We start from the raw sequence: 10,376 nt of genomic DNA, 5'->3' as shown, positions 1-10,376 counted from the left end.
CCCCCGCCCCCCCCCCCCCCCCCCCCCCCCCCCCCCCCCCCCCCCCCCCCCCCCCCCCCCCCCCCCCCCCCCCCCCCCCCCCCCCCCCCCCCCCCCCCCCGGCTCACGTCGCCCGGCGTGTCACCCGGGACATCCGGGACACCTGGGGCACACCATGCCCAGGACGGTGACGAGCCCCTGGCCTTCTGCGAGGATGAACCCATGAGCGACCCCCGCCGTGACATGCCGATGCACGAGGCGCAGCACTCCTTCGACGTCGTCCTGCGGGGGTACGACCGCAACCAGGTCGCCGACACGATCGAACGGCTGGAGGCGGACTTCCGCATCGCGCTGGCCGACCGCGACGCCGCCGTCGAGCGCTCGGCCGACCTGGCCAGCCAGCTGTCGGCCCTGCACGGCGAGGTCGAGTCGCTGCGGCGCAAGGCCGCGACCGCCGCCGCCCCCACGTTCGAGAACATCAGCGAGCGCATCCAGCACATGCTGCAGCTGGCGGAGGAGGAGGCGGGCGAGATCCGGCGGGCCGCCGAGCTCGACGCCCAGGCCGTCCGCGAGCAGACCGACGCCGAGGAGCGCGCGCTGCAGGAGCGGCACGCGGCCGGGCAGGCCGAGGTCGAGCGGATGATCGCCGAGGCGCGGCAGGCCGCCGAGCAGATCATGCAGAAGGCGCAGCAGCGGGCCGACGAGCTGGTCGCCAAGGCGCAGGAGCGGGTGGCCCGCCTCGACGCCGAGTCGCAGGCCCGCCGGGCGAAGGTCGAGGAGGACTTCGACATCGCGCAGCGCGCCCGCCGGGCCGAGGCCGCCCAGGCCGAGGAGGAGCGCGAGCGCGTCTCCACCCAGGCCGCACGCCAGCGGATCGCCGCCGCCGAGCAGCACGCCGCCCAGCTCGTCGCCGACGCCGAGGCGCGCGCCGAGGCGATCCGCGAGGTCCGCGACGAGCTCACCAGCCGGCTGGTGCAGGCCCGGCGGCTGCTGGACAGCCTCCCCGACCTCGGCGACCGCGCGCAGCAGTCCCGCGACGACGCCGACACCGAGCGGCGCGCACAGCACGCCGCACCCACGGGCGAGGCCGGTCAGCGGCAGCCCGCAGCCCCGCAGACCGCCCCCCAGCAGACAGCTCCGCAGCAGCAGGCGGCCCCGGCGGAGCGGCCGGAGCGCGCGCAGGCGCCGGCACCCGCCGGCCAGGCCCCCGCAGCGGTCGCCGGCCCTCAGACCGGGCAGCAGCCCGCCGTCCAGGCCCCCCGGGCCGAGGGCGAGTCCGCCGCGGCGCGCCAGCCGACCCGCCCCGAGCCGGTGACCGCCACGTTCCCGGCGGTCACGCGCGCGGAGCCGACCACCCGCGCGCTGCCCCTGCCGTCGCGGCCGAACGCCACGGGGTCGACCCCGGCTGCGCAGGCCGCCCCGACGACGCAGTCGATCGACGAACCGGTGGGCCAGGGGCGCTCCTGATCCCCCGGTACCGCCCTGCGACAGCCCGCGTGACCCCGGACCCCCGTGTCCGGCCGGCACGCGGGCTGTCGGCGCTCCTGGCCCTGCTGCTCCTCGCGCTGCCGGCCGTGCTGGGCGCGCCGGGTCGCGCGGCCGCCGACGAGCCGCGGTCCGGCCTCCTGCGGGTCGCCCACCTCTCGCCCGACACCCCGGCGGTCGACGTCTCGCTGACCGCGGCCGCACCTCCCGGTGAGGTCCTCGTCGACCCGGGGCCCGTCGTCGCGGCGGGGCTGGGGTACGGCGCGGTGGACGCCTACGCCGAGCTGCCCGCCGGCGCGTACGCGGTCAGCGTCCGGGCCGCCGGTGCGTCCGCCGGTACCGCCCCGGTGCTCTCGGCCCGCGTCGACCTCTCCCCGGGGCGGGCCCGGACCGTGGCGCTCACCGGCACCTTCGCCGACCTGACCCTGCAGCCGCTCGACGACGACCTGAGCCCTCCGCCGTCCGGCGCCGCCCGGGTGCGGGTGCTCGCCGCCGCGCCCGCGGCCACCCCGCTCGACGTCGTGCTGGCCGACGGCCCGGTGCTCGCGGCCGGTCTGGGCTTCCCGGACGCCGGGCCGCCCGTCGTCGTGCCGGGTGGCCGGCACCACGCCCTGGTGCCGGCCACCGGCGCCGAAGCCGAGCTGGACCTGCCCGCCGGCTCGATCCGCACGGTGCTCGCCCTACAGCGCCCCGGCGGCGGCGTGGAGCTGCGAGTGGTCGCGGACGCCACCGGCCCCGCCGTCCGGCCGGTGGGCGGGGTGGAGGCCGGCGGTGGTGGGGCCGGCGCGGTCGGCGGCTGGCTCCCCCGCACCGTCTCCGTCCTGGCCGGCGCGCCCTGGCGCGCCGCCGCACGATCAGCGGAGCCCGCCGCCGCCCCGGTGCGGCTGCGCATCGCCACAGCGGAGATCGACGCCCCGCTGGTCGCGGCCGGGCTCGACGGCTCCGGCGCGCTCGTCCCTCCGGCTGACCCCTCCGTGGCGGGCTGGTACTCCAGGGGCCCGCGCCCGGGCGCCGCCGGCCCGGCGGTGCTCACCGGGCACGTCGACTGGGCCGGTCGCGCCGGGGCGCTCGCCGGACTGGGCGGGGTGGCCCCCGGGGACGAGGTGCTGGTGGACCGGGGCGACGGGACGACGGCCCGCTTCCGGGTCACCGCCGTCGACCGGTACGCCAAGGCGGAGTTCCCGGGGACGACGGTCTACGCGCCGACCCCCGGGCCCCAGCTGCGGATCATCACCTGCGGCGGGGCGTTCGACCCGGCGACGGGCAGCTACCGGGACAACGTGGTGGTGTCGGCCGAGCTCGTGACCTGATGGAACGGCCCCGCTGCAGGGGCCCGCGCCGAGCTCGCGACGCGTGGGGGGCAGCGGGGTCCTCCTTCAGCGACGCCGGGCGCGCGACCGCCAGCACACGGTGTGCCAGTGCCGGCGCCGGTCGGCCGCCGACTCGACGTCCCAGGGCTCGAGGTCGGAGTCCCGCAGGTAGGCCGGCCAGGTGACCACGTGCGGCGTCCCCGGGCGGATCTCCTGGTCGCAGCCGGGGCAGCGGTAGGTCTTGCCGGTCGAGCTGCCGGTGACCGGCCGGACCACCCAGTCCCCGTCACCGGACTCCTCGACGGCATCGACGGAGCGGGCCGGCTCCCGACGCGCAGGTCGGGAGCCGGCCCGGGGACGGCGACGGGGCACGCGTCAGCGGCCGGCGTAGTCCCGGAAACCGCGACCGGTCTTGCGGCCGAGGTAGCCGGCGGTGACCAGGTGCTCGAGCAGCGGCGCCGGGGCGAAGCCGGGCTCCCGGAACTCGGTGTAGAGCTCCTTCTCGATCGCGAGGGAGACGTCGAGGCCCACGACGTCGAGCAGTTCGAACGGCCCCATCGGGTACCCGCAGCCGACCTTCATCGCGGCGTCGATGTCGTCGGCGGTGGCGTAGTGCGCCTCGAGCATCTTCACCGCGTCGTTCAGGTACGGGAAGAGCAGGGCGTTGACGATGAAGCCGGCCCGGTCGGTGCAGGAGACCGCGTGCTTTCCCAGCTGCGCCGACACCGCGTGGATGGTGGCGGCGACGTCCGGCGCGGTCGAGATCGTCGAGACCACCTCGACCAGCTTCATGACCTGGGCCGGGTTGAAGAAGTGCATGCCCACGACGTCGGCCGGACGGCCACTGGCCTTGGCGCACTCGATGACCGGGAGGCTCGAGGTGGTGGTGGCGAGCACCGCGCCGGGCTTGGCGATCTCGCCGAGGTTGGCGAACAGCGCCTCCTTGACCGGCAGCGACTCGACGACGGCCTCGATGACCAGGTCGCGGTCGGCGAGGTCGTCCAGCGAGGTCGTGCCGGTGACCCGGGCGAGGATCTCGTCGCGGGCGGCCTCCTCGAGGCGGCCCCGGACGACCTGCTTGTCCAGCGACTTGGCCAGCGCCTTCTGCACGGCCTCGACCTTCTCGGCCGCGCGGGCGACGAAGACGACGTCGTAGCCGCCCTTGGCGACGACCTCGATGATGCCGGTGGCCATCGTCCCCGAGCCGACGACACCGACGGTCCGCACGTCGCGGGCGCCGGCCGCGGCCCCGCCGGGGGTCGGGGTCTGCGCGTCGGCGACGACCTCGGCCGAGCCGGGCTCGGCGTAGGTGTAGAAGCCCCGGCCGGACTTCCGGCCCAGCAGCCCGGCGGTCATCATCTGCTTGATCACCGGGCTGGGCGCGTGCAGCCGGTTCCGCGACTGCTTGTACATCGTGTCGAGGATCTCGTAGGCGGTGTCGATGCCGATGAGGTCCATCAGCGACAGCGGGCCCATGGGCAGGCCGCAGCCCAGGCGCATGGCCGCGTCGATGTCCTCGCGCGAGGCGTAGCGGTTCTCGTACATCGAGACGGCGTGGTTGAGGTAGCCGAACAGCAGCGCGTTGGCGATGAACCCGGCCTTGTCGCCGATGGTCACGTCGACCTTGCCCAGCCGGTCGGCGAGCGCCTCGACGGTCTCGACCACCTCGGGCTCGGTGACCACGGTGCGGACGACCTCGACCAGCTTCATGACCGGGGCCGGGTTGAAGAAGTGCATGCCGATGACCTTGCTCGGCCGGCCGGTGACCACGGACAGCTCGGTGACCGACAGGCTGGAGGTGTTGGTCGCCAGGATCGTGTCCGGCGGGCAGATCTTGTCCAGCTTGGCGAAGAGCTCCGCCTTGAGCTCCATCCGCTCGGGCACCGCCTCGATGACCAGCTCCGCGTTCGCGAGGTCCTCCAGCGAGGTGGTGAAGCGGATCCGCTCGAAGATGGCGTCCCGCTCGGCCGGGTCCAGCTTGCCGCGCGCCACGGCCCGGTCGGTGGACTGTTCCAGGTGGCCGCGGCCACGCGCCAGCGCCTCGTCACCGACCTCCACGGCGGTGACCGAGAGCCCCGCCCGCGCGAGCACCTCGGTGATGCCGGCACCCATGGTGCCCAGCCCCACGACGCCGACCTCGTTCAGTTCCCTGGCCACGTTGCCATCTCCCATCGCCGGTGATCGCGGGGAAGTCTCTCACCCCCGGATTCCGGTCGTGCGGGGGCTACCGCCCGGTAGCCGGATCAGAAGAGGCGCTGGGACGGGTCGTCGGTGCCCTTGAGGACGGCGTAGTCGACGGTGACGCACTCGATGCCCCGGTCCTGCGCCAGCACCCGGGCCTGCGGCTTGATCTCCTGCGCGGCGAAGACGCCCTTGACCGGGGCGAGGAGCGGGTCGCGGTTGAGCAGCTCCAGGTACCGGGTCAGCTGCTCCACGCCGTCGATCTCGCCGCGGCGCTTGATCTCCACCGCGACCACCCCACCGGCGGCGTCCCGGCAGAGCAGGTCCACCGGGCCGATCGCCGTCGGGTACTCGCGCCGCACCAGCGACCAGCCCTGGCCGAACGTCTCCACGTGCAGGGCCAGCAGCCGCTGCAGCTCGGCCTCCACGCCATCCTTCTGCAGCCCGGGGTCGACGCCGAGGTCCTCGCTGTGGTCGTGCAGGACCTCCGCGATGTTGATGACCAGCTGCTCACCGGCCTTGTTCGTCACCGTCCACGTGCCCGCACCGTCGGTCAGCGCCTCGTCCAGCCGGCACGGCGGGCTCATCCAGTTCAGCGGCTTGTAGGCGCGGTCGTCGGCGTGCACCGACACGGAGCCGTCCGCCTTGACCAGCAGCAGACGGGTCGCCATGGGGAGGTGGGCGGTGAGTCGACCGATGTAGTCGACGGAGCAGCGGGCGATGACCAGACGCACGGGCGACGAGGCTACCGCTCCTCGACCGGTCGCCGCGCCGGCGCCGAGTTCCGGAAAGAACCAGGACGAAATCGTGGTGACCTCCGCCACCGGCACTCAGAATGGGCGGGTGGGCGCAGCGGGAGCGATCGGTACCCGGGACGGGGAGCGCCTGGACGGCGACTGGGTGCACTGGCTGCTCGACGCCGCCCGCACCCGGCTGGGCATGGACGTCGCCTGGGTCTCGCTCTTCACCGAGGGCAGCCAGCTGATCACCTCCGCCACCGGCGACCTGGAGTCCATGAACGTGCAGGAGGGGATGACGGCCCCGCTGGAGGGCTCCTACTGCGTGCGGGTGCTCAGCGGCCAGCTCCCTCCCCTGGTCACCGGCGCCGCTCGCGATCCCCGGACGCGCGACCTGCCGGTGACCGGCGACCTGAACATCGGCTCCTACGTCGGCGCCCCGGTGCGGGGACACGATTCCCGGCCCATCGGGATGCTGTGCTGCGTGAGCCGCGACCCGGGCACGCAGCTGGACGGCGAGTCGGTGCGCACGGTCGAGCTGCTGGCCGACCTGATCAGCGATCACTTCCGGCATGCCGGCGCAGCGGGCGGCCTCGACCTCGCCGCCCGCCGGGCCCGGGTGCGTGCCTTCCTGGCGCGGGGCGCCGTCGAGATCCACCTCCAGCCGGTGGTCGACATGGTGACCGGCGCGATCGCCGGGCAGGAGGCCCTCGCCCGCTTCCCCGGGTGGGGCGGGGACGGGCCGGCGGCGCTGTTCGGCGAGGCCGCCGCCGTCGGGGTCGGCGTGGAGCTGGAGGAGGTCACGGTGCGCGCCGCGCTGGCCGAGGCCGGCCGGCTGCCCGGCGGGCTGACCCTCGCGGTGAACCTCTCGCCGGACGCCCTCCTGTGCCCGACCGTGGTCGACCTGCTGCTGGCCCACGCCGACTGCCCGCTGGCCGTGGAGATCACCGAGCACAGCCCGGTCGACGACTACGAGGCGGTCGTCGCCGTCACGACGCTGCTGCGCCGCACGGGCGTCGCGGTCAGCGTGGACGACGCCGGCGCCGGCTACTCGAGCCTCCGGCACATCCTGCGGCTCGACCCCGACGTCATCAAGCTCGACATCGGCCTGGTCATGGGGCTGCACACCGACCCCGCGCGCCAGGCCATGACCTCGGCCATGGTGACGTTCGCCCAGGAGACGGGGGCGCGGCTGGTGGCCGAGGGCGTCGAGCACGCCGCCGAGCGCGACGTCCTCGTCGCCCGCGGGGTCCGCTACGGGCAGGGGTACCTGTTCGGCCGGCCGCGGCCGGCGCGTGACGTGCTCGACCGGCTGCCCGCCTGAACGGGGACGGCCCGCGGGGAACCTCCCGGCCACCCCGACCCGTCCTCCCGGTATGAGCACCCGTCCCGTGCGCGTCACCGCCCTGCTGGTCCTGGCCCTGCTGCTCGGCGCCTGCGCCGACTCGGCCGGCGGCGGCGCCTCCGCCGAGGACCCGTCGCCCGCGGGCGAGGACGCGACCGTCGTGCTCCAGGTCGGCGAGGTCGGCGGCTTCACCACGCCGGCCCTGCTCGCCGGCCGGGTGCCGTCGGCGACCCTGTACGCCGACGGCCGGCTGATCACCGACGGCCCTCAGATCGCCATCTGGCCGGCGCCGGCGCTGCCCAACCTGCAGCTGTACCGGCTCGGTGACGGCGGGGTGCGCGACCTCGTCGAGCGGGCGGTGTCCGCCGGGGTGACCGAGACCGGCGACCTCGGCCAGCCGCCGGTCGCGGACATGACCAGCACGCGGTTCACCCTCCGCACCGACGGGGAGACGGTCACCCGCGAGGTCTACGCCCTGGGGGTGGGGTCGGACCCGCGAGGCGAGTTCGACACGGGGCTCACCGAGGAGCAGGCGGCCGCCCGGGCCCGGTTGGCCGAGCTGGCCGATGCGCTCCGCGACCCGGTCACGGCCCTGGGCGCGGACCGGGTGAGCGGGCCCGAGCCGTACCAGCCCGACGCCGTCGCCGCGGTGGCGACCCCCTACGTCGAGGTGGACCCCGCCCAGGCCGAGCAGCAGTGGCCGGGCCCGGAGCTCCCGGGCGAGCCGATCGGCCCGGGAATCACCTGCGTGACCGCCACCGGGGAGGAGGCGCGGGCGGTGCTCGACGCCGCGGCGGAGGCGAACGCCGCCACGCCCTGGGTCACCCCCGACGGTTCGCGGTGGTCGCTGGTGCTGCGGCCGCTGCTGCCGCACGAGTCCGGCTGCGCGGACCTGGGGCAGGCGTGACGACGGGCCCGGACCTCCGGAGAGGTCCGGGCCCGGCCCCCTGCAGGGCCCCGGCACGAGCGTTCGAGTGACGGGAGCAGGGATGTCTTCTCAGGCGGTGGCGGGCTCGCGCAGGTCGGCGTCCACGCCGCCCCGCTCCTCGACCGGGGCCAGCGGGTCGATCGTCCGCGTCGAGCGGTAGCGCTCCAGGTCGAGGATGCCCTCCCGCTTGGCCACGATCGTGGGCACCAGCGCCTGGCCGGCCACGTTCACCGCGGTGCGCCCCATGTCCAGGATCGGGTCGACGGCCAGCAGCAGCCCCACGCCGGCCAGCGGCAGGCCGAGCGTGGAGAGGGTCAGCGTCAGCATGACCACCGCGCCGGTGACCCCCGCGGTGGCGGCGGAACCGATGACCGACACCAGCACGATGAGCAGGTAGTCGGTGAGGCCGAGGTCCACCCCGAAGAACTGGGCGACGAAGATCGCCGCCAGCGCGGGGTAGATCGCCGCGCAGCCGTCCATCTTCGTCGTCGCGCCGAGCGGGACGGCGAACGAGGCGTAGGACCGCGGGACGCCCAGGTTCTGCTCGGTCACCCGCTCGGTCACCGGCAGCGTGCCGATCGACGAGCGCGAGACGAAGGCCAGCTGGATGGCCGGCCAGGCTCCGGCGAACCACCGCAACGGCGAGAGGCCGTGCAGGCGCAGGAGCACGGGGTAGACGACGAACAGCACCAGGGCCAGCCCCGCGTAGACCGCGCCGGCGAAGACCCCGAGCGAGCCGAGGGACTCCCAGCCGTAGCTGGCGACGGCGTTGCCGATCAGTCCGACGGTGCCCAGCGGCGCGAGCAGGATGACCCACCACAGCACCTTCTGCACGACCGCCAGCGCGGAGCGCACGAAGCCGAGGAACGGCTCGGCGGCCTCCCCCACCTTGAGCACCGCGATGCCGATCGCCGCGGCGATGACGATCAGCTGGAGGACGTTGAAGGACAGGGCGCCCTCGGCCGACGACTGCAGGCCGAGGATGTTGCCGGGCACGATGCCGTTCAGGAAGTCGAACCAGGAGCCGGTCCGCGTGGGGTCGGCCTGGGCCGTGGCGTCGACGGAGCTGTTGCGGCCGGGCTCGGTGAGCAGCCCGAGCGCGATGCCGATGCCGACGGCGATCAGCGCGGTGATGGCGAACCAGAGCAGGGTCTGGCCGGCCAGCCTCGCCGCGTTCGACACCTGCTTGAGGTTGGCGATGCTGACGATCACCGCGGTGACGATCAGCGGGGGGACGAGGGTCTTCAGCAGCGTGACGAAGGTGCTGCCGATGGTCTGCAGGGTGCTGGTCAGCCAGTTGGGTGTTCCGTCGGCCACGGGGCCGAGGTCGCGGGCGACCAGCCCGAGTGCGATGCCGACCACGAGGCCCAGCAGTACCTGGGCCGCGAAGGGGACGCGGCGGAGACGAGCGAGCACGAGGGTGGTTCCGTTCTGGGGGGATGACCGGGCGGGCGGGACGGGGCGTCAGCCCCGACAGCGGTCCACGGTCACGCGGCCGAAGTCGACGGTGCGCCGCCGCGTCAGCCCCCAGATGTTCTGCACGGGGGGATCAGTCCTCCCGCGCCCCCGGGCATTCCGGCTGTGGCCGGGTTCACCCGCTCGGGTGCATCCCTAGTCCGGCCAGACCGGCCGCCGCTTCTCCAGGAACGCCGCCATCCCCTCGCGCGCGCCGGGCAGCTGGCTGGCCGCGGCCATGACCTCGATCGCGGTGGTATACGCGTCCTGCTCCGGCCGGTCCAGCTGGGCGTACATCGTCTGCTTCCCCCACGCCTTGCTCGCCCGCGAGCCCCGGGTGGCCCGCTCCACCAGCTCGTCGACGGCGGCGTCCAGATCGGCATCGGGCACGACCCGGTTGACCAGCCCCCAGTCCAGTGCCGTCGCCGCGTCGATGACGTCGCCGGTCAGCGCCAGCTCCATGGCTCGCTTGCGGCCGACGTTCCGGGCGATCGCGACCATCGGGGTGTGGCAGAACCAGCCGCCCTTGCCGCCGGGCGCGGCGAAGCCCGCGGACTCGGCGGCCACCGCCAGGTCGCACGAGGCCACGAGCTGGCAGCCGGCGGCCGTGGCCAGGGCGTGCACCCGCGCCACGACGACCTGCGGCACGTCCTGGATCGTCTGCATCAGCTCGGTGCACAGCCGCAGCAGGCTGCGCACCTCGGGCAGGGAGGCCCCGGCGACGTCGGCGAAGTCGTGGCCGGCGCTGAACACCGGCCCCTCCGCGCCGAGCACGATGCCCGCGGCGTCGCTTCCCCCCGCCTCGGTGACGGCGGCGAGCAGCTGCGTCAGGTGCTCGCGGGAGAGCGCGTTGCGCTTCGACGCGCGCGTCATCGTGATGCGGACGACGTCGCCGTCGCGCTCGACCCGGGGTGCACCGTCGGCCATGCCCGACCTCACCACGTCCGGGCGCGCTC

General features: G+C 75.1%; 9 protein-coding genes. 4 read left to right on the top strand and 5 right to left on the bottom strand.

Going from position 1 to position 10,376, the window contains the following annotated elements; genetic code table 11:
* Positions 1 to 201: 201 nt before the first annotated feature.
* Both ACI79K_RS09350 and ACI79K_RS09345 read left to right on the top strand, forming a co-directional pair.
* Positions 202 to 1,446 carry a hypothetical protein gene (locus ACI79K_RS09350; RefSeq protein ID WP_456599564.1) on the top strand — a complete coding sequence of 415 codons (1,245 nt, stop codon included), beginning with the start codon at positions 202 to 204 and terminating at the stop codon, positions 1,444 to 1,446.
* 29 nt (positions 1,447 to 1,475) lie between these two features.
* On the top strand, positions 1,476 to 2,774 hold the full coding sequence (locus tag ACI79K_RS09345; protein ID WP_456591304.1) for a class F sortase: 1,299 nt from the start codon (positions 1,476 to 1,478) through the stop codon (positions 2,772 to 2,774).
* 66 nt (positions 2,775 to 2,840) lie between these two features.
* Here the strand turns inward: ACI79K_RS09345 and ACI79K_RS09340 are convergent, their stop codons facing one another.
* From ACI79K_RS09340 to nucS, 3 genes are all read right to left on the bottom strand, one after another.
* Positions 2,841 to 3,050 carry a hypothetical protein gene (locus ACI79K_RS09340; protein ID WP_456591305.1) on the bottom strand — a complete coding sequence of 70 codons (210 nt, stop codon included), beginning with the start codon at positions 3,048 to 3,050 and terminating at the stop codon, positions 2,841 to 2,843.
* 99 nt (positions 3,051 to 3,149) lie between these two features.
* Positions 3,150 to 4,931, bottom strand: a complete 1,782-nt coding sequence (locus ACI79K_RS09335; protein WP_456589198.1) for a 3-hydroxyacyl-CoA dehydrogenase family protein — start codon at positions 4,929 to 4,931, stop codon at positions 3,150 to 3,152.
* Positions 4,932 to 5,017: 86 nt separating this feature from the next.
* Positions 5,018 to 5,689 (bottom strand): endonuclease NucS, encoded by a 672-nt coding sequence (gene nucS / locus ACI79K_RS09330; protein ID WP_456589199.1) that lies wholly within the window; start codon positions 5,687 to 5,689, stop codon positions 5,018 to 5,020.
* Positions 5,690 to 5,798: 109 nt separating this feature from the next.
* On the opposite strand from nucS, the gene ACI79K_RS09325 reads away from it, so the two are divergent.
* Positions 5,799 to 7,016, top strand: coding sequence for a sensor domain-containing phosphodiesterase (locus ACI79K_RS09325; RefSeq protein WP_456599563.1), 1,218 nt, complete (start codon positions 5,799 to 5,801; stop codon positions 7,014 to 7,016).
* Positions 7,017 to 7,068: 52 nt separating this feature from the next.
* Positions 7,069 to 7,944, top strand: a complete 876-nt coding sequence (locus ACI79K_RS09320; RefSeq protein WP_456599562.1) for a hypothetical protein — start codon at positions 7,069 to 7,071, stop codon at positions 7,942 to 7,944.
* A 90-nt stretch (positions 7,945 to 8,034) separates the two neighbouring features.
* Here the strand turns inward: ACI79K_RS09320 and ACI79K_RS09315 are convergent, their stop codons facing one another.
* Positions 8,035 to 9,381 carry a dicarboxylate/amino acid:cation symporter gene (locus ACI79K_RS09315; RefSeq protein WP_456589202.1) on the bottom strand — a complete coding sequence of 449 codons (1,347 nt, stop codon included), beginning with the start codon at positions 9,379 to 9,381 and terminating at the stop codon, positions 8,035 to 8,037.
* Positions 9,382 to 9,576: 195 nt separating this feature from the next.
* Positions 9,577 to 10,347, bottom strand: a complete 771-nt coding sequence (locus ACI79K_RS09310) for an enoyl-CoA hydratase-related protein (RefSeq protein ID WP_456589203.1) — start codon at positions 10,345 to 10,347, stop codon at positions 9,577 to 9,579.
* Between the last annotated feature and the right edge of the window lie 29 nt (positions 10,348 to 10,376).

The organism is Blastococcus sp. SYSU DS0616 (assembly GCF_054051015.1).
This window is presented reverse-complemented; position numbering and strand designations above follow the sequence as displayed.

What these genes read in the sequence shown, in the direction of transcription:
- ACI79K_RS09350 (WP_456599564.1), top strand. Translation starts at nt 202, where the DNA reads ATGAGCGACCCCCGCCGTGACATGCCGATGCACGAGGCGCAGCACTCC.
- ACI79K_RS09320 (WP_456599562.1), top strand. Translation starts at nt 7,069, where the DNA reads ATGAGCACCCGTCCCGTGCGCGTCACCGCCCTGCTGGTCCTGGCCCTG.
- ACI79K_RS09310 (WP_456589203.1), bottom strand. Translation starts at nt 10,347, where the DNA reads ATGGCCGACGGTGCACCCCGGGTCGAGCGCGACGGCGACGTCGTCCGC.